Source organism: Vibrio sp. R11-SG3-ISO9 (assembly GCF_059834255.1).
The window spans coordinates 1-26,519 of sequence record NZ_JCBDGU010000004.1; the positions used below are offsets into that span (position 1 = coordinate 1).

General features: G+C 43.7%; 19 protein-coding genes. 10 read left to right on the plus strand and 9 right to left on the minus strand.

Going from position 1 to position 26,519, the window contains the following annotated elements:
• On the minus strand, nucleotides 1-84 hold an 84-nt coding region (locus AC6R05_RS00795), incomplete at its 3' end, for an AsnC family transcriptional regulator (protein ID WP_500646339.1).
• Between the two features lie 152 nt (nucleotides 85-236).
• On the opposite strand from AC6R05_RS00795, the gene AC6R05_RS00800 reads away from it, so the two are divergent.
• Nucleotides 237-1,199, plus strand: coding sequence for a hypothetical protein (locus tag AC6R05_RS00800; RefSeq protein WP_285464936.1), 963 nt, complete (start codon nucleotides 237-239; stop codon nucleotides 1,197-1,199).
• 76 nt (nucleotides 1,200-1,275) lie between these two features.
• On the opposite strand, the gene AC6R05_RS00805 is transcribed toward AC6R05_RS00800, so the two are convergent.
• The 3 genes from AC6R05_RS00805 to AC6R05_RS00815 all read right to left on the minus strand — a co-directional run bounded on the left by AC6R05_RS00805 (nucleotide 1,276) and on the right by AC6R05_RS00815 (nucleotide 5,419).
• On the minus strand, nucleotides 1,276-2,838 hold the full coding sequence (locus tag AC6R05_RS00805; protein ID WP_500646267.1) for a methyl-accepting chemotaxis protein: 1,563 nt from the start codon (nucleotides 2,836-2,838) through the stop codon (nucleotides 1,276-1,278).
• Nucleotides 2,839-3,055: 217 nt separating this feature from the next.
• The gene (gene lpxL / locus AC6R05_RS00810; protein ID WP_500646268.1) at nucleotides 3,056-3,991 is read right to left on the minus strand and encodes an LpxL/LpxP family Kdo(2)-lipid IV(A) lauroyl/palmitoleoyl acyltransferase; all 936 of its coding nucleotides are present in this window, start codon (nucleotides 3,989-3,991) and stop codon (nucleotides 3,056-3,058) included.
• Between the two features lie 255 nt (nucleotides 3,992-4,246).
• Nucleotides 4,247-5,419 (minus strand): MFS transporter, encoded by a 1,173-nt coding sequence (locus AC6R05_RS00815; RefSeq protein ID WP_500646269.1) that lies wholly within the window; start codon nucleotides 5,417-5,419, stop codon nucleotides 4,247-4,249.
• A 160-nt stretch (nucleotides 5,420-5,579) separates the two neighbouring features.
• On the opposite strand from AC6R05_RS00815, the gene AC6R05_RS00820 reads away from it, so the two are divergent.
• Nucleotides 5,580-6,476, plus strand: a complete 897-nt coding sequence (locus tag AC6R05_RS00820; protein WP_285464943.1) for a LysR family transcriptional regulator — start codon at nucleotides 5,580-5,582, stop codon at nucleotides 6,474-6,476.
• A 22-nt stretch (nucleotides 6,477-6,498) separates the two neighbouring features.
• Here AC6R05_RS00820 and AC6R05_RS00825 read toward each other — a convergent pair whose 3' ends face one another.
• From AC6R05_RS00825 to AC6R05_RS00835, 3 genes are all read right to left on the minus strand, one after another.
• Nucleotides 6,499-11,460 carry a response regulator gene (locus tag AC6R05_RS00825; RefSeq protein ID WP_500646270.1) on the minus strand — a complete coding sequence of 1,654 codons (4,962 nt, stop codon included), beginning with the start codon at nucleotides 11,458-11,460 and terminating at the stop codon, nucleotides 6,499-6,501.
• Nucleotides 11,453-12,478: an HD-GYP domain-containing protein gene (locus tag AC6R05_RS00830; protein ID WP_500646271.1), complete on the minus strand. Its 1,026-nt coding sequence runs from the start codon at nucleotides 12,476-12,478 to the stop codon at nucleotides 11,453-11,455. The genes AC6R05_RS00825 and AC6R05_RS00830 overlap by 8 nt, the downstream gene beginning before the upstream one ends.
• 195 nt (nucleotides 12,479-12,673) lie before the next feature.
• A complete protein-coding gene (locus tag AC6R05_RS00835; RefSeq protein ID WP_500646272.1) occupies nucleotides 12,674-14,440 on the minus strand; it encodes a sodium:solute symporter family transporter in 1,767 nt (588 codons plus the stop codon).
• 962 nt (nucleotides 14,441-15,402) lie between these two features.
• Between AC6R05_RS00835 and AC6R05_RS00840 the strand changes: the two genes are divergently transcribed.
• Together AC6R05_RS00840 and AC6R05_RS00845 are read left to right on the plus strand one after the other, a co-directional pair.
• Complete coding sequence (locus tag AC6R05_RS00840; protein ID WP_500646273.1) at nucleotides 15,403-16,662, plus strand: alginate lyase family protein; 1,260 nt, start codon at nucleotides 15,403-15,405, stop codon at nucleotides 16,660-16,662.
• Between the two features lie 64 nt (nucleotides 16,663-16,726).
• A complete protein-coding gene (locus tag AC6R05_RS00845; protein ID WP_500646274.1) occupies nucleotides 16,727-17,401 on the plus strand; it encodes an oligogalacturonate-specific porin KdgM family protein in 675 nt (224 codons plus the stop codon).
• 99 nt (nucleotides 17,402-17,500) lie between these two features.
• Here the strand turns inward: AC6R05_RS00845 and AC6R05_RS00850 are convergent, their stop codons facing one another.
• A complete protein-coding gene (locus AC6R05_RS00850; RefSeq protein WP_500646275.1) occupies nucleotides 17,501-18,220 on the minus strand; it encodes a FadR/GntR family transcriptional regulator in 720 nt (239 codons plus the stop codon).
• Nucleotides 18,221-18,869: 649 nt separating this feature from the next.
• Here AC6R05_RS00850 and AC6R05_RS00855 point away from each other — a divergent pair.
• Together AC6R05_RS00855 and AC6R05_RS00860 are read left to right on the plus strand one after the other, a co-directional pair.
• Complete coding sequence (locus AC6R05_RS00855; RefSeq protein WP_032552766.1) at nucleotides 18,870-19,601, plus strand: FadR/GntR family transcriptional regulator; 732 nt, start codon at nucleotides 18,870-18,872, stop codon at nucleotides 19,599-19,601.
• A 162-nt stretch (nucleotides 19,602-19,763) separates the two neighbouring features.
• Nucleotides 19,764-21,053, plus strand: coding sequence for an MATE family efflux transporter (locus tag AC6R05_RS00860; RefSeq protein ID WP_500646340.1), 1,290 nt, complete (start codon nucleotides 19,764-19,766; stop codon nucleotides 21,051-21,053).
• A gap of 83 nt (nucleotides 21,054-21,136) precedes the next feature.
• Here AC6R05_RS00860 and AC6R05_RS00865 read toward each other — a convergent pair whose 3' ends face one another.
• Nucleotides 21,137-22,111, minus strand: coding sequence for a DHH family phosphoesterase (locus AC6R05_RS00865; RefSeq protein ID WP_500646276.1), 975 nt, complete (start codon nucleotides 22,109-22,111; stop codon nucleotides 21,137-21,139).
• Between the two features lie 489 nt (nucleotides 22,112-22,600).
• On the opposite strand from AC6R05_RS00865, the gene pstS reads away from it, so the two are divergent.
• The 4 genes from pstS (at nucleotide 22,601) to pstB (ending at nucleotide 26,405) form a co-directional block, all read left to right on the plus strand.
• Nucleotides 22,601-23,647 carry a phosphate ABC transporter substrate-binding protein PstS gene (gene pstS, locus AC6R05_RS00870; RefSeq protein ID WP_500646277.1) on the plus strand — a complete coding sequence of 349 codons (1,047 nt, stop codon included), beginning with the start codon at nucleotides 22,601-22,603 and terminating at the stop codon, nucleotides 23,645-23,647.
• Between the two features lie 156 nt (nucleotides 23,648-23,803).
• Nucleotides 23,804-24,724: a phosphate ABC transporter permease subunit PstC gene (pstC, locus tag AC6R05_RS00875; RefSeq protein WP_500646278.1), complete on the plus strand. Its 921-nt coding sequence runs from the start codon at nucleotides 23,804-23,806 to the stop codon at nucleotides 24,722-24,724.
• Nucleotides 24,721-25,557, plus strand: a complete 837-nt coding sequence (gene pstA, locus AC6R05_RS00880; protein WP_500646279.1) for a phosphate ABC transporter permease PstA — start codon at nucleotides 24,721-24,723, stop codon at nucleotides 25,555-25,557. The genes pstC and pstA overlap by 4 nt, the downstream gene beginning before the upstream one ends.
• Before the next feature lie 59 nt (nucleotides 25,558-25,616).
• A complete protein-coding gene (gene pstB / locus AC6R05_RS00885) occupies nucleotides 25,617-26,405 on the plus strand; it encodes a phosphate ABC transporter ATP-binding protein PstB (RefSeq protein ID WP_285406388.1) in 789 nt (262 codons plus the stop codon).
• Nucleotides 26,406-26,519 lie beyond the last annotated feature (114 nt).

The window sequence follows — 26,519 nt, forward strand, 5'->3', positions numbered from 1 at the left end:
GGCTTCGGCCAGATCGATATTGGCAATTCGATTGTTCTTTTGCAAAAGGCTCAAGATACTTCTATCAATTCGATCTATTTCCATATATTTCTCCACACCCAGAATTTGCGAAATAAATTTATCACTTATCGATAAATAAAAAATAATTAGCTCAATTCAACTCTAAACTGGTTAATCATATTTCTTATGAATATCTTACCATTCATCCTATCAGTTGTAATGAAAAGGATGAAACAATGAGAAAGTTCCAAAATTTCTTCTCCGAGCTTTGGCGCGAAATATTTGATGTAACTTGGACACTATACAAGTTGATGATCCCAATCATCATTATCATCAAAATCGTTGAAGAGATGGGCGGCATCACGCTACTGAGCGAATGGCTAAGCCCCTTAATGAGCTTTGTCGGTTTACCTAGCGAGATGGGGTTGGTATGGGCTACAACCCTTCTAACGAACATTTATGCAGGCTTATTGGTCTTCATGAACACCAATGCTGAACTCAGTGTCGCACAAGTATCGGTATTAGGTTCATTAATGTTGATTGCACACTCACTGCCGATTGAAGCCGCCGTCGCTAAACGAGCGGGTGTGAGTGTCTTTGCGACTATGGTACTAAGGCTCGGTGGCGGCTTATTGTTTGCTTGGATACTTCACCAAATTTATACATGGGGTGGTCTACTAGAACAAACGGCACAAGTAATATGGGCCCCAGACTTAAACAGCGAGCAGACTTATCTTGAGTGGGCTTGGAGCCAAGTCGAAAGCCTGTTTATGATTTTCATCATCATCGCTGTGCTGTTGTTTACACTTAAAGTGCTAAAGATGTTAGGTATCGAAAAGCTAATCGCCATTGCACTGCGTCCCGTTCTGCGAGTGTTGGGTATAAGTCCTGAAGCGACCAATATGACTATCGTCGGCATGACTCTAGGAATATCTTTTGGTGGAGGCTTATTGATCAATGAAGCAAATAAAGGACATATCCCCGCACGAGATATCTTTACGGCAATCATGCTGTTGAATCTGGTCCACAGTATGATCGAAGACACGATTCTTATTATGTTAATTGGCGCGGATTTCATCACTATTTTCTGGGGCCGGTTGCTGTTTGGCTTAATCGTGGTTGCACTGATCTCCCACGCACTCAAACGCATCAGTGACGTCACGTGTGAAAAGTATCTTTACAAGAGCCTCAATGGCTAGGCAAGAGCAAAGAAACTAAAAAAGAAAAGCCCCGCGAGTGCGGGGCTTCATGTTCTACAAGTATCAATTGCTAGCGTTACTTCTCTTCAAAACGCTGCGCAAGTAGATGGAACTCCCCGACTTGATTCTTAAGATCGTTTGAGTTCTCTTTAACTGAATGTGTCGCCGCTTGGTTTTGTTCCGCCGTAGAAGCGATTGACTGAATATGCAGGTTCACATCGCTAGTAAGCTGACGTTGTTGGTTAGCTGCGCTCTCAACAGACTGCATCAATTGATTCATTTGCCCCATTAGCGACTCAACCTCAGATAAGCGCTCTGAACTTACCTGTGCAGATTCACCACACTTTGCTGTCTGAGCTTGGTTATCCAAGATATCACGCTGCCATCCTTCAATAGTGTGCAGCATGGTTTCAATACTCTCTTTGATCTGTACCGTTGCTTTTGAAGTGCGCCCTGACAGTGCACGAACTTCATCTGCTACAACAGCAAAACCACGGCCTTGCTCGCCTGCACGTGCCGCTTCAATTGCAGCGTTCAGAGCCAGCAAGTTAGTCTGTTCTGCGATGCCACCGATTTCTTCCATCATTTTGCTGACGCTCTGAGCTTGATCGCTCAACTGATACGTTGTTTGAGTCGCCTTTTCAGCCTGTACATTCAAACTATCAAGATTACTGTGCGTTTGGTCGATACTCTCTTTTGCACTCGCACATGTCTTGAAGGTGATATCAACGATCTGGTGCGCTTCTTGAGTTGTCGATGAGACTTCATTCGCCGTTACTTCTACTTCAGCCGTCGCTTCACGCACTTCAAGGATGTCTTTGGTTTGTTGATCAAGCGCTTCCGTTACTTGGTAAGAAGTCGCGCTTAAGTTATCAGCCAAGTCTTGAATTGGCTTCGCAGAATCTGTCATTCGACCTAATACAGTACGAATACGAGCCGAAGCCAACTTAAGGTGAAAGTCTGCAACCGAGAATTGACTATTGCCCGAGTACACTAGGCGACTAACACTATCAAACTTAGATTGAAGCTTTTTAAGCTCGCGCGGTGTATCGATAAGTTCCTGTCTAAATAGCAGTGCCAGTGCAGAAACAGGCAGTAAGCTACATAGCCATTGCGCTGCCTGACCTAGATCCATCATGTTCGACAGAACCGGCGCTGAAAGCGAACCGAGAAGAATCGCATAGCGAACACTATCACTGATCTGTAACGACCATTGGCGACCATTTTTCTCTGCCTTCAACAAACCTTGATACGCTTTATCTGCTATTTGTACCCATTGAGCTTTAGGCTTCACACGAACCGACTGGTAGCCACTGATTGCACCATTGTCGTAAATTGGCGTTACATAGGCATCCACCCAGTAATAGCCACCAGACTTGGTTCTGTTCTTAACAATGCCACGCCAAGCCTTACCCTGCTTGAGGTTAACCCACATATCGGCAAAGGCAGCTTTAGGCATTTCATCATGACGAACAATATTGTGGTTCTGACCCAATAGTTCATCTTGTTCATATTCTGCAATGCGACAAAACGCCTCATTACTGTAAGTAATCACGCCTTTTAGGTCAGTGGTCGACACGAGTTGATCGGTATCGTTTAAAAGAGTTTCACGTCGTTGAGAAGATAGGCTGGCAGTCATTATTCGTTGCTTATTGGTATTTATAGTTTTAGCAGGCGAATATATACAATTATTGAAATTATGACAAAATATGAACCTCACATTTTGCGCAAATGACGGTACTTTGTTCGTTTCTTATCGTAACAGGTCACAAATACAACAAAGCCTCGGATTGACACCCAAGGCTTAATGGAAATTATGAACAGAATTCTGTTATGTAATCTTTTGTACAAGTAGGTTATGCATAGCGACAAGGGCCGAGATGATCTTCAGGCAAGGTTTTGTACCTTCTGTGTAACCACATCCAAGCACTGATGTCTTTCAAGATTAAGCGTTCAATTTCTTGATTCATGACTTGCGCTGCGACTTCTGGCTGCTTACGTGGGAACTTATCACTAAAGTCCTCGCTGATCTGCAGCTCATAGACACCACCTTTTCTGACACTGACTCCTGACATCACTGCACACTTGGTTGCATCAATTAGGAAGCCTGTACCCGCTGTCGTTGAAGCTTTATCGACACCAAAGAATGGTACGAATACAGAAGCATTTGCTCCGTAATCATGGTCAGGTAGATACCATAGACGATTGCCAGATTTAAGTACCTTGAGCATGCCTTTTAGATCAGAGCGATCAATCATTTTATGTCCTTTACGCGTTCTACCATGATGCTGAATAAACTCGTAGGCAGCGTTACTATGTGGTCGATACACACCGTAACCCGGTGCAAATAGACTAAAAATTCTTGCTGTCATTTCTAAGTTTAGAAAATGGCCGCATGCCACCAGCACGCCTCGTCCATTCTTTTCTTGCTCAAGAATAAGATCTTTACCCACAACACGCATATGGCGCTTAACTCGCCAATCTGGCCAGAACCAAGCCATACCTGTTTCAATCAGAGCCATTCCCGCGTAATCAAAATTTCGGCGAACTAACTTCTCAACTTCTTGCTCGGATAACTCAGGAAATGCTAACTCAAAGTTACGTCGAGCCACCTTCGCACGTTTACTAATAATCAACTTTGCAAGCTGACCAACGCCCTCTCCAATAAAAACCAATACTCGATAAGGTAGAAGATTCACTAATAAAGCTAAAAAGCCAAAACCAAACCAGACACACCAATATTTTGGCAACAACAAAGACAACGTTAACTTTGGACGTTCTACTACTTTCATTACGCCTCCTAGAATAAAAGCGGCGCAATTATACATATGATTCATGAAAAAAAAGTAAATATCGAATAAAGCTATGCATAAAATCTGTCGATTATGGGATTACAATCCACAATCCCAATAAAAGATGGAGAAAGTTTGAACTTTTTAATTATTTATCAAATATTTAACAATACAACATTCAAAAAAAGTGCTCACCTAAACAGGGCGAGCACTTCAATTAAAGTGGGGTTATAGACGCAGATGTTGATTGAATTACTAAGTCAATGAAGGGCGGCTCGCTTTCTTAGCACTAAACGCAAACACCATGATCACCAAAAGAACAAACGGTAATACGTAGATGTTAAGCATTTGCCAACCAACCGTAGATTCAAGCCACCCAGAGAGAAGAGCAGTGACACTAACGCAGCTAAATACCACAAACTCATTCAGGGCCTGCGCCTTAGACTTGTTTTTCGCTTGGTAAGATTGACTAAATAACCCTGTGGCCGCAATGAACATAAAGTTCCAACCTACCCCCAGTAACACAAGCGCCGATCTGAAGTGCCAAATTGACTCACCGTGAATATTGATAGCGATACACAACAAGAACAAGACGGCTCCAGCTAGAATCATACGTTTTGCGCCAAATTTCTCGATGAGTCCACCCGTGAAGAATGCAGGGACGAACATACCTAATACGTGCCACTCAATCACGCCAGCTGCTTTGGTAAAATCAAAACCACATCCTATCATCGCAAGCGGGGTGGCGGTCATTAGAATGTTCATCACGGCATAGGCGACCATAGCGGCAAACACCGCACCGACGAAATTAGGCGCTTTGATCATGGTACGCACAGGGTCTGGCTTAACTTGTTGGGTTGTTAGGTTGAACTTAGGGAATTGAACAGTCTGGAGAATAAGCAGTGCCAACACATTTAGCCCAATTAGAGATGCGAAAGCGCCGATATAAAGACCATCTTGTGACCACTGCTGAGACATTACCGCCAAGTTTGGCCCTAATACGGCTGCCAGAACCCCACCTGCCATTGAAATGGATATCGCACGATGACGCGCATCTTCGCTACACACTTCAATCGCGGCAAATCGATACAAAGTACCAAAGCCAATACCTATGCCGAGTAAAAAGGTCGCAAAGCAGAACAGGTAAAAGTTATGGGTTGAGAGCGCGAACGTCGCTAAGCTCGCCCCTGATATGCCCACGATATTACCGATACTAAAGCCACGCTTACGGCCAAGCTTTCCAGAGATGAGAGACGCAGGAATGGTCGCCGCCATTAAACCAAGAAACTGAAGTGCAACAGGCAAAGTAATCATACTTTGGCTCGGCGCGATCTGTTTACCGATCAAACCAATCACCGAGATAAGAAGAATGTTTCCTGTCATCAATAGAGCCTGACAGAGAGAGAGTATCCAAACGTTCCTGTTCATTTTGCCACCTTTTATGCACTAGGTGGCAACTACAACAAATAGACAACAAACTTGCAACCCTTTAATCGCTGAGATTTATAACGATATCTTTATCCATTCTGACTACTATGGGTTATGCTAATTAGAGATTGTGATAATGATTTGTTATATAGGGCGCGTAATGATTAATCCGCTTTGGCTTAATACTTTTAAAACACTTGTGGAAGTGGGTCACTTCACTCAAACGGCAGAAAAACTCTATATGACTCAACCGGGAGTCAGCCAGCACATCAAGAAACTAGAGCAAGCCTGCAACTGCTCCCTGCTCTCACGCGAAAACAAAACCTTCGAGCTAACCGAGCAAGGTCGAATTATCTATCGCTACGCGCTTAAGTTAAACAAAGAGCAAGAAGAGCTGTTTGAGTCTCTGCGGTTTGACAACCCTTTTGCAGGTCAATGCAACCTGTCTTGCTCTGGTACCCTTGCTCTGCAGCTTTACCCCGACTTTCTCGAACTGCAAACCGAGCATCCAAAGCTCAGTATTCACGTCGAGGCTTCACCCAACCAACGAATATTCAATGATGTGTTACAAGGAACAATTGATGTAGGCATCGTGACTCAACTACCGAATGATCGAGTCTATCAAACAGAAATGATTGGTAAGGAAGCCTTGTGTCTGATTACTCACAAGAGCTTGGAAAACGTCGAGATTACTCCTGAAAAGCTCCACGAGTTGGGCCTAATCGCTCACCCTGACTCAACCCATTATCTCTCTCTGTATTTCGATTTATGTGGTGATGACGCGCTGAAAAAGCTCAATATCAACGAGCTTCCTAAAACGGGATACATTAACCAGCTCCATCAAATTCTACTGCCCGTCTCCAAAGGACTTGGATTTACGGTGCTGCCTGAAGGTGCAGTTGATAACTTCCCAAACAAAGACCAACTGCACGTAGTTCCACCCAAGGTCAAAGTGGAAGAGGCACTCTACTTAGTACAGAAGAGAAACCGTACCCTACCACGTCGATACGACACCGTGATTGACCTGATAAAACAGACTTTCGCCAACAGCCTATAAAAATATTCTAGCCCTAGAGCAGTTATGATTTCGCGTCACTAATACACTCTAACGCCGTATCAAAATCATACTGTTCAAGGGCTTGCTGCACTTCTTTTAACCAAGTTTCCGCGCTGCTCGTCAGTAATAGATTGGTTAAGTCGAGCGCTTCGCTGTCGTAATTTGAGATTAGCTCGGTCAACTTCTGTATCTGCTCTTGAGAAACCGTCATTTGCTCATTATCGAGCGTTTCATCAGGCAAGCTATCATTACTTTGTAACCCCTTTGTGATTAAAGGTTGAAGAGCTTCCACCAGCTCAATGACTCTTTTCGTAGCAACCTTTAAGTCGGCATCAGTCAAAGCCTTATCTTGCGCTTTACCTTCAAAATCAGCCAATGCACTCTGAGCCTTACTTCCTCCAATGGCACCACACATGCTTTTCAGCGTGTGAAGTTCGCGTTCTAAAGCTTCCCACTCTCCATTATCCAGATAATCTTGAACATTATTGAGCATAGGTTGAGCTTGGTCGTTGAAACGGGCGAGTAGCTTCTGTTTTAGCAACTCATCACCTTGAATGGTGCGGTCTAGAATCTTTAGAGACAATATTTCGCTAGCTTCCCCTACATCAACCTTGGAACTAAGGCTTATGATTGGCTGCTCGCTCTCTCGATGATGATCACTTTCAACACCCGAGCCAACATAGTGCGCAATCATCGCCATCGCTTTATCAAGCACAATAGGCTTATCAAGGAAATCATCCACACCCGCATCTATCGCACGCTGCTTTGCCTCAGAATACGCGTTGGCAGACATGGCAATGATTGGTATGTCACCTTTGATTTGTTTAATGCGTCGAGTCGCGGCATAACCGTCCATGATCGGCATTTGTAAATCCATTAAGATCAGTTTGTAGTCATTGTTTTCAACAAAGTCGACCGCTTGCTGGCCGTTCTCTGCTAAGTCGACCGTTAAGTTCATTCTTTTGAGAAACGCCATAGCCAAATCTTGATTCAATTCGTTATCTTCAGCGAGCAATACACGTTCACCTTCGAAGAACACGGTTTGAGTTTTGCGTGCCTCTTTAGTTCGAAATTTTGCCACTTCAGATTGTGATGCTTTGGAGAGTTCAAGTGCGAAGTGGAAACGACTGCCTTCGCCCAACTCACTCTCGATATGGATTTCACTGCCCATCGCATTCACCAGCTTTTGACTGATGTTGAGCCCCAGTCCTGTACCACCGAAACGTCTCGTCGTAGTGCTGTCAGCTTGTTTAAATGCCTCAAACAAGTATTTTTTATGCTCATTTGATATGCCGATTCCAGTGTCGATGACTGAAATATCTAACGTTGCTGTGTCTATAGACTCTCTTACCAAGTGACATTGAATGCTGACACTCCCTTGCTCAGTAAACTTAATCGCATTACCGACTAAGTTGAGTAGAACTTGGAAAAGCCTCAACGGATCACCAACGAGCGCAAGTTGCTCTGGAATATTGAAATCTGTTCGCAAAACAAGCCGCTTCTCTATCGCTTTCGATTCCATCAACTCTGCCACTTCATTCAAAGGCTGAATCGGACTAAACGGAATACTATCAATGCCAAGCTCACCTGCTTCTATCTTAGAAAAATCCAGAATGTCGTTAATAATAGCGAGTAGTGACTGACCTGAACGATGAACTTTCTCAATATAGTTTTTAGCAACTGGGTTTTGGATTTCGCCTAGAGCTAGATGTGAAAGACCGATAATCGCGTTCATCGGTGTACGGATCTCATGACTCATATTAGCGAGAAACTCCGATTTGGCTTGGCTTGCGTCATCCGCCCTGCGCTTCTCTTCAGCCAATCGTTGATTGAGTTGCTTCATGATGGAGATATCGAAGGCCCAAAACAGCACCGCGAGTTCACCATCGAGTTCCAATTGGTAATAGCTCACCAGAGCGACCAAAGGCTCGCCACTTAAAGTGCGTAATTTCAATTCACGATTCTCTACCTGACCATGTTTAGCCAACTCCTCATAGATCGCTTTCCTATCTTCCAAAGATTCATGAATCGCATCAGGGGCGATCAAAGAAAGGTCTTCATGGTCAGCACCAAACAAGTGTTTCGCCCGTTCATTGGCATAACGTACTTCATCGCCAAAGACAACGGCTGCGGCAATCGGAGAGGTGTTGAGCATCGAATAGAGTTGAGCTTGTGCCCGCTTGTAAGCCTCAGTAGCATCATTGGCGATGATCACTTGTCGAGTCAGTTTACGATTCCAGAAAACTATCAAGGCAAAGATAAGAATCGAGAAGCCCGAAATTGTATACACCAATTCATAGTCAATGGTTTCGATCTGTCTTGGTGCCGCCCATTTTGCCGAAATCTTCTGATGCTCTTCGGCAGAAATGCTGTTTATCGCTTTATTTATGATTGAAAGCAGTAATGGCTCTGACTTTAAAACATGGAGTGTCGGAGAAACAAAGAAGTCTAATCGCCCAATAATGCCCATACCTGGGTAACCAAACGAATTGATTTGATAATTAAGTACATCGATAGTGTCAATGGTCGCGTCAAGCATGCCATCACTGACTAAGCTCAAGCCTTCGCGAGTCGATTGAATAAAAGTCCATTCGATTTGCGGATATTGTTCAACAATACTTTCTGTATTAGCGGCTCCTTTAACAATACCTATCTTCCAGCCAGCGGCTTCTTTCAACACCAAGCTGTTTACGTCCCTTTTAGACGCAATCGCTAGCCGGCTCGAAAAGAAGCTATTTGCTGGTTTAACATTTTCGCCCAAAGCACGGTTTTCAGCCGCAGCTGACACCAACTCAACGGCATGATGGTCAACCAAACGACGGGTCTCTTCCCATGTTTCGACGTTCACATGTTCAATATTCAAACCCGTTTTCTGCTGAATAATAGTTAGGTAATCGTCGATGATTCCGATGTACTCTTGATTGTCGCTCAAGGCTTCATATGGAAGCGCATCAGGGTCAATACCGACATTGATATCACGGTTCTCTTTTATCCAGTCGCGCTCATTCTCCGTTAAATTGAGAATCTCTCCAGTGAGGCTGTTGTTCTGGTAGATTTCAGCAATATAGCGCGTCGCTCCAGTGCCAAAGCCTTCAAAACGATCCACAGATGGGTAGTAAGCATAGTTTTTCAATATTCGATCAACATCGAAATAGAACGTCATACTCCCTGCGTTGGTTGTCCCACCTTTGGTCCAGTAAGCCGTTTTCTTAGTGACAGAGGAAAGATGAGAAGTATCACGAGTCTTTAATAGACCGATGTTCACATCTCCTAAATACCAAGCCTCAATAGGGCGAGTGCTGTTTTCCGTTTGTGCTGTAATCACACTAAAGGCGCTATCTGCATCAAAAATCTCGAACAGCTCTGGAAGCTCTTGAATCCGGTCATTCACAATAAAATACGCTGAGACCTGCGCCATGATGTCGGCTTTTTTCAGCACATTAGATAAGTCTTGGTGAATGTGCGAATCGACTAATTTTGATAAGCCATCTTCGCGATTCTTTAAGTTCTGAATTGCAACGTTAAAGCTGTCTCGGATATCTTCATCTCTAAAGTCGACAAAAATCGGATAGTTGACGCTGTAGTCTCGATGCAGAGTTAACTCTTCCAACTCAATAAAACGTGTATTGGCGATAAACCAATCAAGAACACGCGTTTCCACCAGCAACAAATCAACATTCTGCGCTCTCAGCTGTGAAAAAGCAGATTCTAGGCTGTCGAAGTCTTCCACCTTCTCGATCGATAGACTCTGCTCGATTTGTTCAACGGCTTTTACTATTGGTGATGTTTCATCGTAGAGAAGAGCCCCCAAAGACAAAGGAGTGCGAGATTGGATAGAGATGTTACGCCGCGCCAAGGAGATGGGAACAAACTCAACATTCAGTATCTCATCACTCAAATAGCCCGTTGATTCATCCTCGACTTGCTTACTTGAAACAAACGCCATCGAGCGGTTAGTCTCCATAGCATTTCTCGCGGCTGCAGGAGGCAGGGTGACAACGTCCCCCACCTGATACCCCATATCATTGAATGCTCTTTGAAGGATCGCATATTCCATCCCTACTGAAGGACTGTCAGGGTATAGGTATGGAGGGTTTCCGAAGCCAAAAACGCCGTTAAGAGCCACTCGATAGGGCGATTCATTCAACCACTTACTCAGAATACTATTCTTCTTTTCAATCTCCATCGTTTCAATTTGATCGTTCAAAAGTGCCAACAGGATGTGATTATCAGATTTGAGGATCATTGACGCTTCCATTTCACGCCAACGGTCCAATACATAGTTGACCGCCAAATCAAACACACCACTCTTAAATGCCAAGTCCATGGTACTGACGGGTTCAGCTAATAGACCGTCTATCAAACCATCTTCAAGGGCACGAATGCCATCAATCACGTTATCGACCGACACCTGTGTCATCGAGTTAAGTTGAACACCAGCAAGACTCGCATCGATAGAGTCTTTGACCATCGCTATTTTCTTGGTCGCTTCTTGGTCGGCTGGCTCTTCTTGTTGACCGTTAGTTGGCACAATCACTGCGACTTGATAAGGAATATAAGGCTTAGTTGCTAAAAAGCGCCCTCCATCTGTCACATCAAATTGCTGAAACGGAAAAACATCCGCTTCTCCCTTTTCGATTGCTTGTTTGGCTTCGGTGTACGAATTGACCACGAGAAAGTGAGTATCAACAAGATAGCGCTGCTCAAGGTCACGAGCATAATCACGCACAAGGCCCGATACATTGCCGTTATCATCAATATAAGAATATGGATAGTGTCCTGCCAATACCGCGTAAGTAATGGTGGGTTTCAGACTCAACCAAGATTGCAACTCCGTATCAGTCACAGTTTTTGCTATTACGTTATTTGACGTAATCAGTGCGGATACACAAATAGAAAGAATAAAAGCAAACAAGCGTACTGAGCATCGTAAAGGGGAAAATAGCTGCCAAGTTTTAGCCAACAATAAACGCAGTTCAGTCATCTTTAAACTGCTCTTTTATGCTCAAAATCTGGTTCAAATTCTCGACTAATAGATCGACCACCATAGGATCAAAATGTTTGCCTCTTTCTCGCTCAAACAAGGCTAGCGTATCTTCGAGACTCCATGCTTTTTTGTAAGGTCTATCTGCAGTGAGAGCATCAAACACGTCAGCAACTGCGGCGATTCTGCCGACCAAAGGAATATCTTCACCACTGATTTGATTCGGATAACCTGAGCCATCCCACTTTTCATGATGGAACTGAGCTACCTGTACCGCCATTTGCATTAATTTTGAGTCGCTATTATTTCCTAAGATCTCGATACCAAACTCAACATGCTGACGCATCACATCCCACTCTTGACCATCCAGCTTGCCTGGCTTAAGTAGAATTGCATCAGGAATACCAATCTTGCCAATATCATGCATTGGCGCTGCATCTCTCAGTGTTTCAGCATCTTCCTTTGGCATTCCCGCTGCTATCGCCAAAACATAACAATAGTGACTCATTCTAAGGACATGCATACCAGTTTCGTTGTCTTTGAATTCAGCAGCACGACCAAGGATTTTAATCGTTTCTAACAAGCCAAGTTTAATCTCCTCGGTTTTCTCTTGAACTTGCTCGTGGAGTGCACGCTTCTGATTGTAAAGAGAGATATGTGTTTTTACTCGTTGACGAGCGATCTCGGGGGTAATGGGTTTAGTGATATAGTCCACCGCGCCTAAACTTAAACCTTGAACTTCATCTTCAGGATCTATTTTTGCGGTCACGAATATAATGGGGATATGAGCGGTATTGGGTTGAGACTTCAACTGACGGCACACTTCAAAACCATCAATATCTGGCATCATAATATCAAGTAGGATCAGGTCGGGCTGAGGTACAGTCTTAGCGATTTTTATACCGATATGACCATTGATCGCGACTTTAACTTGGTAGGTGTCTTTGAGTATTCCGGTAAGCACATCTAAGTTACTGGGCGTATCGTCTATCACTAAAACGGTCGGTTTACTACTCATTACAACCCCATATATAAATCAATTAGTTATTTACCAAGTGTAGGTCGCAATTTTGGGTCATCAACAGAACTATGTAAAAATTTTGCTAAACCCTCTACGCGCTCACAATAGGTGATATTTACGCCACAACAAACTCGTTTTCTAAGTACAAAAAAGCCGCTCAACGGAGCGGCTTTATGAATTTATCGGCTTGTCTTAGGCCGTAGTTTCTTGTTGAGCACTTTCGACTTTGTCATCAACAGCCTTAACTAAGAGTAAGCCCACTGAGAACACGATCAATCCACACAATACGAATACTAGACGTCCCCACATTGGGTTTGGTAAGACGAACATCGTCATCACACCGACACCTGCGACAGCAATAAGTGTACCCAGCATGCGACGTTGTTTGTTATCTAACTTCTTCTGTTCTGTGCTTTCTGCAACGAGTGGTGTTGCCAAGTTGCCGAAGAAAGTATCAACGTCTTTCTCACGGTGTTCTGGAAGTGGCTTGTAAAACAGCGTTGAAAGTACGAAGAAGCCAGCAGTAAATACGATGTGTCCAATCAGGCCAATAGCAACTTTCAGGTCAGCCCATTCACGACCAGTCAACTCATTCAGACCAAACCAACCTTCAATCATTTCAGCAGTGATAACGAAACCTACAAAGTATGATACAAAGCCACCGACAACTAGCGTGCCCCAACCTGCCCAGTCTGGAGTCTTACGGATGAAGAAGCCACAGAACGCTGGGATTGTCATCGGGAAGCCAATCAAGGCACCCACATACATCATGGTATCAAATAAGCTCAATCCCTTGAGTGAGTTAATGAACAGAGCAACCAGGATGATGGAAATACCAAAGAAGGTAGACGTTAGCTTAGAAACGATAACCAGTTCTTTCTCGTTCGCATTAGGACGTAAAATCGGCTCGTAGAAGTTCTTAACAAAAATACCTGAGTTACGGTTAAGACCTGAGTCCATAGAAGACATCGTCGCGGCAAACATCGCTGCAATCAATAGACCAACCATACCTACCGGCATGTACTCTTGCACAAAATAAAGGTAAGCGAAATCCGCGGCTTTGCTGCCTGCTTCTGGGTATTGAGAAGCGAGATCGACACCTTGCCCAGCAATGAACCAAGAAGGCATGAACCAAATGATTGGGCCAAGCGTCATCAGAACACAAGCCAATAGTGCCGCTTTACGCGCATTGTTCGAGTCTTTTGCAGCTAAGTAACGGTAAGAGTTCAACATGTTATTGGTGATACTGAACTGCTTTAGGAAGATGAACACCGCCCAAATACTAAAGATGCTCAGGTAGTTAAGGTTGTCACCTGTAATGAACGAGTCCGTTGGGAAGTTGTTGACGATATTGGTTACACCACCACCGTGGTACATAGCAACTACAGCACAGGTAACCGTTACTGCCATAATGATGACCATCTGCATGAAGTCAGATGCAATAACAGCCCAAGAGCCACCCGTTACTGACATTACCAATACAACTAGGCCTGTCAGAATGATGGTTGTCGTCATATCGAAACCGAAGATGCCTGATGCAATGATTGCAAGGCCATTCAACCAAATACCCGCAGAGATAACGCTGTTTGGCATACCTGACCAAGTAAATACTTGCTCATTGACCTTACCAAAACGCATACGAATCGCTTCAATAACCGTCACCACACGTAACTGTCTGAATTTTGGTGCAAAATACAAGTAGTTCATCAAGTAGCCAAATGCATTGGCGATAAAAATTATCGCAACAGCAAAGCCATCGGTAAACGCTTTACCAGCCGCACCAGTAAATGTCCATGCACTAAACTGGGTCATAAAGGCGGTCGCACCAACCATCCACCAAAGCATGCTACCTCCTCCTCGGAAGTAGTCACTTGTCGTACTAGTAAACGTTCTAAACATCCACCCTATTGCAATTAAGAATAGAAAGTAGATACCTACTATTAGTGTATTGAGTTCCATTGTAGAGACCTTTTATTTGTTTTTTTGTTGTCTCGACTATAGATATGGAAAGGCAACATTTGTACTACAATAACTCAATTGCGTGATTTGAATCTTAAATTTGGCCTTGTAACAACGCGGGGAGTGATCGAGTTCAAAGTCATCGATTGTTAGAGTAAGCAAAAAACTATAAAAGCAAAAAATAGGAGATAAAAAGCACAAATGAACGCGAAAAAATCATATAAATCCTAGATATTATACATCCAGGTTGGATTTATGATTTCATTTATCAAGCAAGATTACTCATCTAAAACAGCCTAATTGAATCGTTTCTTTACGACTCTCCCCATTCATCAATGGAAATTAAGTAATACTAATGAACTTATAAACATCTAATCGAAACCTAAATTTTTCCGAAGATGCAAGTTATAAAATACTGAGTTTGGGGAGTGGACAGTTCAACTAGGGGAGGACAATTTTCAATCAGGCAAAAAAAAACGCCCATGTTGCCTGTATCAACATGGGCGCAAAGGCAGTATTGCCACCACCTTCTTCTATCTCAACATCGTTCAACAGAAGTCGTCATTAGTATAGTTGGGAGCAAGAATAGAAATACCGGTGTAAGGCATTTCAATCAATGCCTAAGATCCGATAGCCAAAACGAATCAATCAAACTGCAACATACCGTTGCCAAATGCTTCTCCGTGACAGCTGTAATAATCTTAATGTATTACAAATAAAAATAAAGCAATTATTCGTGATTACATGATTGAACGCACAATTCTCAAATGTCTATTTTCCAACCAAACTTCTTATAAACACACCAATACCATATAAAACAGTCTCTTAGCATATTTATTTCAGAGTGTAACGGTTTGTTACCGTCGATTTTGTCATCACAAGTAGATCCAATTCACAGATCAACGTGAAAATATTGAGATAGCATATTTGTATTATCTTAACTCAATAATAAAAGGCATTTTATGAAAGCCCTACGTCCCCTACACCTTGCGGCTTGTATTGGAGCTATTACTTTTGGTTCCAATGTTATGGCAGCAGATTTCGTCTTCTTAGACGAAGCAACATTAGAAGCAAACCGAACTCTACTTCAATCTGAGAAAGCACCTTCAACAATGAAGGTCACTTATGAGCGACTACTCGAAGAAGCAGAGCTTGCAATGCAAGACGGCCCATTCAGTGTCGCTGATAAAGGCATGACCCCACCGAGCGGTAACAAAAATGATTACATGAGTATTAGCCCATATTGGTGGCCAGATGAATCTAAAGATGACGGGCTGCCTTGGGTTCGCCACGATGGAAAAACAAATCCAGCGTCAAAAACAGACGAAACTGATTCTAAGCGAATTGGCCACTTCACCCGCTCAGTTCGCGCATTAGCTATCGCTTATTACTTTAGCCAAGACGAAAAATATGCGCAGCAAGGTATTGATTACATTAGAACTTGGTTCATCAATGAAGAGACTAAGATGAATCCTAATGTGAATTATGGCCAAGGCGTTCCAGGTGTTGCAGAAGGACGTCGTGGTGGAATCATTGATACTCGTACCTTGGCTGATCGCATGCTTGATTCAATCGCCATGCTTTCTCAATCACCTTCTTGGACAGAAAAAGACAAAGAACAGATCAAGCAATGGTACAGCGACTACCTAGATTGGCTGATTGTCGATGACCTGTCAGGAGGCCCTAAAGGTGAGGCTTACGCTGAAAACAACCACGGTACTTGGTATGACTATCAAGTCGCAAGTATTGCCTACTTTATCGGTAACGAACCACTGGCAAAACAGATGGTTCAGAAAGGCAAAATGCGCATCGATACTCAGTTCGAAAAGGATGGCTCTCAACCGCATGAAATTGAGCGCACTCGAGCTTATCACTACCACTACTTCAGCTTAGATCCATTGGTTGGCATGGCGCAGATCGGCGAAAAGGTAGACGTCGACCTTTGGAACTACACCAACAAGAAAGGCGGCTCTTTAGAGACTGGTATTCAGCTTATGGCTAACTATCACGACCTAGATAAAGAGTGGCCATACACCCAAAAAGACAAACGTCGCCGCATTGAACGCATGACACCACTTTACCTAAAAGCTGGTGTAGCAATGGACAAACCTGAGTGGGTCAAACTGGCAACCGAAACAGACTTTAGCGAGTTCACAGTGAAGAAGAACTTGGCGGAAGTTTGGGCACAGCGTGATATCGAGCTGCTCTACCCAAAACTATAAATCCCCTACTGGTGGGTGCATTAACACCCACCCTTTATGACTTTAATTACAGTGGAACAACATTATGATTTCTAAAAATAAAATTGCTTTAGCTATTACGGCATCTCTTTTTGCTGGCAGTGTTTCAGCTGCATCACTCGACGCGCGCCAAGAGTACAAACATGGCTCCGAAGAGTGGGCAAGCCGTATCAAAATGAGCGGTTCAGTCGACAACCACTTTTTTGGCGCTGAGATGAAGCAAAAAGGTAAACCGTTCTCAGAGTGGGAAGCAGCAGACAATGAGTTTGAATATGGTTACCGTTTCAAATTGAATGATCAATGGATGATCCAGCCAAGTATGCCAGTGACTTTTGGTTCTGATAGCGTGACTTATAAACCTCAGGTTCGCGTGCAGTACTCGTTCGAATCGGGTTTAAAGGCGAAACTACGCTACCGTCATGAGTTCCGCGACTACACGTCGGATTCCTCAAATGATAACCGCAACCGTAGTAAAATCACCGGTAACTTAGACTACAACTGGAACTCGTTCCAGTTCGGCTTTGAAGCAAACTACGCGGAAGATTTTGCAAATAATGAATGGACTGGCGGCGGCGGTGCTGACTATGAATGGGATTACAACCTCAAAGTAGGTTACAAAGAGTCTGATTGGAACTGGCGTCCGTATGTAGAGTTCGGTAACGTACAAGACAGTCGTGATCGTCAACTACGTAGCCGTGTTGGTATTACCTACAGCTTTTAATCAATACCCAGCTTTTAGTCCGTACAAAGATTAAAAAACACAAAAGCCAGCATATTTGCTGGCTTTATTTTTTGTATTTAATTCAGGCAGAAAGGCAGGTTAGCTTGCTGCTGGAAATCTGTGGTTAGACGCTTGTAAGTGGTTCGCAGAAGCAGCACGTGCTTTTTCACTGTTACCAGCCATGATCGCATCGTAGATCTGGCGGTGTTCATTGATACAAGTGCTACCCTCTTCCGAAGAGTGAACAATAAAGTTAACGAACATCGTTGTTAAGATGTTGCCGAACGGAAGATAGAAATCGTTACCTGTTGCGTTAAAGATAAGGCTGTGGAATCGCATGTCCACATCTGTCCAACGCTCTTGGTCAAATACTTCGGCTTCTGATACTTCTACCATTTCTTGGAAGGTCTCTGAAAGCTCGATACGCTGTTCAGCTGATGCATTTTTCGCAGCTAGTGCACACGCTTCAGGCTCAATTGCACGACGTAAACCCAAGAACTGGAAACAGAACTCATCTGTATCCGCTAGGCCATCCATCCAACCAATCAATTGTGGATCAAGGAAGTTCCAGTAAGCGCGATCAACAACACGAGTACCAACTTTTGGACGAGACTCTAATAGACCTTTTGATGTTAGCAGTTTAACCGCTTCACGCAGTGCAGTACGACTAATACCAAATTGCTCACAAAGCGCCATCTCACCAGGGATAATAGAGCCCTGAGCAAGCTCACCTGATAAAATGCTGCGAGCGATTTCACGAGCAACTTGCACGTGCAGGCTGCGCTTGGAGCCTGAGATTGAATTGAATGTTCCGACCATAAGTTCACTTGTTGTTATTTATGTATTATTTAATCCTTACTATATCACTTATATATTCAACTACCAAATATCCTTACTGCGCTCCGTCCCAGATTTAAACAAAACAAATGATGTAAATTAGATTACGCAAATAATACGCTCAAAATTGCCTATCAACTAATAGCTTAATAATAATTCTCACTTCTATTTAGCGCATTATTTTGTACGACTAATGTCACATATATTTACCTTTCTGACTATTTATAGCCGTATATGGCAGATTTTCGCGATGTACTGCTTGATTCAAATAGATGCTATTGTATTATTAATTAAGTGTTGATTTTCAATATTATCAGTCCCCTTAATCGGAAATCGCGTCGATCACGAGTCCGTTGTCTCATTGAAAGTCATATAACTAACAACGTCGGTTCCATTTATGGGCCAAACAACGAGGTGTCTTTTATTGCATCTCATTAATTTGCAGTAGTACGTCTAAACACTCGCGTTGAGATATAAATATGGTCATCAGCATTTTGAAATGGTGAATTTGGTTGAGCTAACTCTCTTTATCACATCTTACACTGACGGCCTTTTCTAATCTAAACGACGTAACACTGACAACCCAAAGCCAGTTGATTCTGGCTTTGACCCTTTAATATAGGTGGTTTACATGTCCGTATTCACGCTGGTGGAAGATTCTAACCGCCGCATTCATGTCCAAGTTGCAAGACAAGTCGCCCGTAAGATCCTATCTGGAGAGTTGAAAGAAGAAGAGAAACTACCCAGCGAAATGGAGCTCTGTGAAATCTTCGGTGTAAGCCGTACTGCGTTGAGAGAATCAACCAAACTATTATCAGCCAAAGGTCTGATCGAGTCGAAGCCCAAAGTCGGCACACGTATTATGCCTCGTTCTAACTGGCACTTCTTGGACCCTCAACTCCTGGATTGGATTCAAGATCTTGAAGACACCAAGCCATTTCTGGCTCAATTCTTAGGCCTTCGCAAAGCAATAGAACCGGAAGCTTGTGCGCTAGCAGCAAGAAATGCATCGGTAGAGCAAAGAAAGGAACTCTCAATACTCTTCCAAAAAATGACGCTCGCAGCAGAGAGCTTTGATTACGGAAGTTGGACCGTTAACGACCACCTGTTCCATCGAACAATCTTCCTCTCAACAGGCAACCAATTCTACATTCCATTTGGCAATATTTTGTCAGCGATTTTTCGACAATTTATTGATCATTCGGCAGAAGGTGGACGCTTCTGTTTAGCAGAACACAAAGCGATTTATGACTCTATTATGTCTGGGAATAGCGAGGGAGCACGGATAGCCTCTCAAAGCCTACTAAACGACGACAACCAAAAACTATCCAAAGTGCCTTTAAAGCAAGTTGCGATAGCATAACGATAGCGACTTCAATCGCAATCTATACATCTGGCTTGAAACACTCATGATATAACCCGCTTGTATCATGAGTTTGCTCCTTACGAGGTCACTGTGCTTTCTCAATCTTACGTCAAAAAGAATCTTTCTCTCGCTTGGCCATTAGCTCTTAATGCCCTGTTAATGCAGTCCATGCTGATGATTGATACGCTTCTGGTATCGCCACTCGGTGAAGTCTCTCTTGCTGCAATGGGAATTGCGACCACAGTTATCGCATTCATTCTTGGTATCCAAATGGCGCTCGCTAACGGTACGCAACTGGTGTTGAGTCGTGCCGTAGGCTCCGGCGTTCAAGCTACATTATCTCGGTCTTTTTTGGCGGGTATGCTCATCAACTTTGGCGCCGCTTTACTCTTCTTCTTAGCTCTAACCTTTTTTGATGACTCGTTGATAAGCTCACTGACGGAAGATACATCTCTACACACCGAAATTGCCGTCTACCTCAGTTTTTCTAAGTACATCGTTCTATTCACTGCGGTAACCCAAGTAATCATTGCGCTGTTTAACGGGTTGGGCAAAACCAAAGTGCCATTTAGAGGCTATCTAATTGAGTTACCAATCAACGCACTGGTCAGCTACATCTTCATTCATGGTTGGTCTAACTTTGAAGGTCTCGGTGTTCAAGGTGCCGCTATTGGCAGCCTGGTGGCTATCATCATTCGCACTATATATCTCTACTTGTGCATTCGTTTTGAAAACTGTGTCGAACTCTCACTCAATGCGTTCGGCTCTAACTTTTCACGCAATGTACTCAACCATTTCAAAGAGATTTTTCCAGTTGCAGCGAATGTCACCATGCTATCGATTGGCGCAACTATATATCAGCTTCTCTACACCCAACTCAATATCAATGCCTATGTAGCAATCACCTTGGTGATGCCTTGGATACGAGCTGGCACCCAGTTTATTACCGCTTGGGCTCACTCATCTGCTATCACAATCAGCCAAGCGATTGGTTCAAAGCAGATGACCGATCTAAGAAAGAATGTTGATGCCAGTATCGATATCGCGGTGATCATCTCGATTCTGTCGATGTTCTTCTTTATCGCACTAAGTTTCTTCATGGGTGATATCTACCCCGATCTGGATAGCGCCACCTATGACGCTCTAACGGTGATTGCGCCGCTCTATATCTTTCTTCCCCTTGTCCGTGGCTACAACACAGTTCACGGCCACGTATTGAGAGCATTAGGCCAAACCACGGCAGTATTTAAGATTAACTTCACCGGTCAATGGATCGTCTCGATTCCACTATGTGCTTTGATCATTTTCGGCTTCGACGGCTCTATTTTCTGGGCATTTGCGGTTCAACCTTTCGAAGAGATGGTCAAGGCGCTGCCGTTTAGACACCTTGCAAGAAAGCATCTCAAAGAGTTTGATGAAGAAAAAGCCAAAAAACTAATGTACGACTAATGCACAGTACACCTATAGCTTAAAAAATAGCAATGCCCTATTTCGCTATGAATATAGGGCATTTTTATCTTGTATTGATGACACTAACTGAGTGTTAATCGAGGTCGAATTAACTCATAAAGATAGGCAAGTTCATCGGCCATTTTGAATCGTTGATTAATCACACCACCCGCCATATGAGCATGACCGCCACCATAACCAAGGCCTCGATCATTAAGTGCCTCTCGCACAACCTCAGCGACGTCATTATCTTCACACTCTGAACGCAGAGAAACAAACGTCCTCTGATACGACCTCGCGCTCAACACCACGATGTCAATCTCATCAACCGTCAATAGAAAGTCTCCAAGAACCCCTAGCATGTTCTTTGGGCACCCTTCAGGCAAAATAGCAAACGCACTATTCTTGTCACGTTTCATTGAGGTCAACATAGAATCAAAATATTGAAGCTCTTGATATTCGATCTGATTTCGACAGATGCCATTAACGGTCACCATGTCAGCAAGGCGCTGCAATTGAAACAGTGCCTTAATATCCGCCTCGCTTACCGACCGAGTAAAGCTTGCCGTATCAAACGTCAGACCCACCAGCAGAGCCGTCGCGATTCGCTTTGGAATCGGTATCTTGTAGTAGTTAAAGTACTCAACCATGATTGTCGCGGTCGAACCATAGTCGGGCCTTACATCTGCATACCAAACATAGCTCGGTACCTTGACCTGATGATGGTCAATCACAGCGACTTCTAATCCCGGTAAGTCAGTTACATTCGCTTCGCCAATACAACCATCGACCACAATGATTTTGTCGCTCGGTTTTAGGTCTAACTGGTGTGATTTAACGATTGGAATGTCTAGCCAACCGATTAGATTATTGAGTGATACTCGGTCGATAAAACCCTGATATGAAAGAAAAGGGGCAAAACCCTTCTTTTTCAGTAGATAAGCCAATGCAAATGCCGAAGCGATAGCATCATGATCAGGAAAGTCATGAGCCTGAACTATCACTCGCTCACTGCCTTTTAGGTCGACTAAAAACTGATCAAATTTTGATAGAGGCATTCCATTGTCCCTGCCAAGTCTGTTGGGAACCGCATTGAGTGGTAGCGCGGCGACCTAACTATTATGAAAAGGGACAGTATATCGCGACAGATAAATGCATCTAGATGAATAGCTCACTAATATGACTTTGCTCTCACTAACATCACAGTTGAGTCTTTCTTGACTGGCTTAAAGACTCAACCACCCAATTTCACCGTCATACTCTTTCTTCAATTTCCTCTCCAATCTCGTTTACACACCCATATTCTGTGAAGTTTTCTTATCAGATTTTTTTGTTGTAGATAAACCTTTTCAATAAATACCCAATCAAAATCGACTTTAATAAAAGTGAAATATTCGATTTATAACCTCCCCTTCGACAACTTAATAAGTCTAGTCATATTTTACTGAGCTTGAATAATCACAATGTTTTACTTGAACACTAGAACGTCACACTTATTCAAACACCGATATTATTCTGAAGAATAATGGATTAACTGGAGATATACCGTGAAATTGATTAAAACTACACTATTGTCGTCTCTACTTGTTGCGGCAACATTTCATGTTTCTGCGAATACGACGATTAATGGTGCAGGTGCAACTTTTCCTCATCCAATCTACGCGAAGTGGGCTGAGCAGTACCAGCAAGCTACTGGTGTGCAAATCAACTACCAAGCGATTGGTTCAGGTGGTGGCATTCGTCAAATCACAGCTAAAACCGTTGATTTCGGCGCAACAGATGCACCGTTAACAATTGAAGAGCTCAACAAAGAAGAGATGATTCAATTTCCAATGGTAATGGGTGCAATCGTACCGGTTGTAAACATTCCTGGCATCGAAGCAGGTGAAATGAAACTAACAGGTGAAATCCTAGCGGATATCTACCTTGGCAAAATTAAAAATTGGAACAATGAAGCAATCGTCGCACTAAACGGTGACCTATCGATTCCTTCTCAACCAATTTATGTTGTCCACCGCTCAGATGGTTCAGGCACAACATTCAACTTCACAGAATACCTTGCGCAGGTTAATGAAGATTGGAATAGCCAAGTCGGTGTCGGTAAAGACATTACTTGGCCACGTGGAGCAACCACTATTGGCGGTAACGGCAATGCTGGCGTAGCAAACTTCGTAAGCCGTACTCGTGGTGCGATCGGCTACGTTGAATATGCGTTTGCGAAGCAAAACGACCTAACTCACACACAGATGGACAGCGCTGAAGGTAAGTTCTTGCAACCTACTATGGAGACTTTCCAATCTGCAGCAGCAAACGGTGACTGGGCTAATGCGCCTGGCTACCACCTGCTACTGAACAACCAGCCTGGTGCCGACTCTTGGCCTATGACTGCAGCAACTTTCATCTTGATGCATAAAGATCAGAAAGACTCAGAAAAAGCAAAAGAGATCCTCAAGTTCTTTAACTGGAGCTACGAGAACGGTGCTGATGCTGCGGAAGAGTTAGATTACATTCCAATGCCAAAAGCAGTTAGCCAAATGGTTAATGCAACTTGGTCTGAAGAACTCACTACAAACGGCAAAGCCATTCTTAATTAATCGATAGATTATTTAATTTAACAGATAGTAACTTTTAATTGAGAACTCATACCGCCACTTATTATTTCATCGACCGTAGTTAGGCCCCCTATAGGCATTTAATTTACAGCGAGGAATAACAAGTCGGCGGTATTTATCATGCTTATGAATAATACAATGAACTTTAAAAGAATAGACGGTGATTCAATATTTGAAAAACTGAGCTTCACCTCTTCTATTCTTATATTTTTTGCCCTAACCGGTATCATCCTTTCTTTAATTGATGGTGGTTGGAAGGCTTTTTCTGAATTTGGTCCAGGCTTCGTATTTAACAATGTTTGGGATCCGATCAATAGTAACTTTGGTGCAGCTTCCGCTATCTACGGTACGCTAGTTACCTCTTTTATTGCTATCTGTATCGCGGTTCCTGTCGCACTTGGCACTGCTATTTTTCTAGCAGAGCTTGCTCCTAAATGGATTAGCACGCCCGTAAGTAAAGCCATTGAGCTTCTTGCTGCTATTCCAAGCATCATTTACGGTATGTGGGGTCTGTTCGTCTTTGCACCTTGGTTCTCTGAAGGGTTCCAAATGTGGGCACTGACCAACTTATCCGGGCTGCCAATTATCGGCACTTGGTTTAGTGGCCCGCCTATCGGGATCGGCCTTCTGAGCGCAGGTGTCATTCTCTCTTTCATGATTCTACCTATCATGACGGCTTTAACTCGCGATGCCTTACGTTCAATTCCAGACGTACTACGCGAAGCTGCGTATGGCGTAGGTGCAACCCCTTTTGAAGTGATTACTAAGGTACTACTTCCTAAAGTAAAAAGTGCTGTGGCAAGTGCCGGCATTCTCGGCCTTGGGCGTGCGCTTGGTGAAACGATGGCGGTGGCTTTTGTCATCGGTGGTGCAAACCGCATCGAAACATCACTGTTTATGCCAGCAAGCTCGATCTCTTCGACGATTGCACAGCAGTTTAATGAAGCGACCAATGAAGTTCACATCTCTTCGCTGATCGCACTAGGCCTAGTGTTATTTGCTATCACATTCATCGTAATGGGTGCAGCTCGATACCTAGTAAACCGAGGTAAATCATGAACCTAAGAAAAATAAAGAATGCACTCTTCTACGCATTCTGTATCGGCGCGACTGCAACGGGTATCATCGTGCTTTCTAGTATCCTTTACACACTGGTTGGTGAAGGTATCAAGGGCATGAAGTGGAGCTTATTCACAGAGCTCACTCCTGCGCCGGGCAGTGAAGGTGGCTTAAAGAACGCTATCTACGGAAGCCTTGTCCTAACGGGGATGGGTATTCTTATCGCTGCACCACTTGGCGTTCTTGCGGGTACTTGGTTGTCGGAAGCACCAAAAGAGAATAAGACCGCTGAAACCCTGCGCTTCCTTAATGGAATGCTAGTTAGTGCACCTTCAATCCTAGTCGGTCTGTTCATCTACGCCGTGATTGTGGTGCCTATGGGTTCATACTCAGCGTGGGCAGGCTCAATTGCGCTAGCCATCCTTGCGTTGCCTGTAATCATCTCCTCAACTGAAGAGATGCTTCGCCTAGTTCCACCAACACTTAAAGAAGCTGGCAGTGGTCTTGGAGCTCCTAAATGGCGCGTTATCACCAAACTGAGCTACCGCGCAGCAGGTCCAGGGATCATCACCGCGATCTTGCTCTCGATTGCTCGTATCTCAGGTGAGACTGCACCACTGCTCTTTACAGCACTAAACAGCAGCTTCATGACCACAGACATGGGCGCGCCAATGGCGAACTTACCTGTAACCATTTATCAATTTGCGATGAGCCCTTACGCATCATGGCAAGAACTGGCATGGGCTGGTGCCCTGCTGATCACATCCTTTATTTTATTTGTAAACGTACTAGCGACAAGCTTGCCTAAATTATTGAAAGCGAGAAAAGCATAATGACTGCCATGACTAACACAGTAGTAAACGAGAACGTTGTCACTCCAAACGTTGATCCTATGTCTATCCCTGCTGCCAATGACCAAGCAATGTCGTGCCGCATGCAAATTGAAGACTTAAGCTTTTTCTACAACAAGAGCTTACCTGCGGCGCTTAAGGGCATTACGATGCCAATCTACAACAACAAGGTAACAGCGCTAATTGGTCCATCAGGTTGTGGTAAATCGACTCTGCTGCGTACGATGAACCGCATCTACGACCTGTACCGCACTCAATATGCAGAGGGTGATATCCTGCTTGATGATGAGAGCATCCTTGGCTCGATTGACCTAAACGAACTGCGCTCAAAGGTGGGGATGGTTTTCCAAAAACCAACGCCGTTCCCAATGTCTATATACGAAAACATGGCGTTTGGTCTTAAGCTAAAAGGTGGCTTCAGTAAGCAAGAGATCGACACACAGATCGAAAAAGCACTGAAGCGCGCGCACCTTTGGGAAGAAGTGAAGGATAAGCTACATGCTGACGCGATGGGCTTGTCAGGTGGTCAACAACAGCGTCTATGTATCGCGCGTACTATCGCACTTCAACCAGAAGTGATTCTGATGGATGAACCGACTTCAGCGCTTGACCCTATCGCAACGGCAGCTATCGAAGAGCTGATTACCGAGCTAAGAGAAAAGTACACCATCGTTATCGTGACTCATAATATGCAACAAGCAATGCGTATCTCTGACTACACAGGCTTTATGTACCTTGGTGAGTTGATTGAATTTGGTGAAACTGAACAGATCTTCAAAGCACCAAAGAATGACCGCACGCAACGCTACATCTCAGGTGACTTCGGTTAAACCTTTCTCACTCACATAAGTGCGAGTGAGAGTGCGAGTCACTAACACCTACCAATAAAAAGAGCGCCAACTAGGCGCTCTTCTTGTGTTTTAATCTTTAGTAAATTTTAAGTT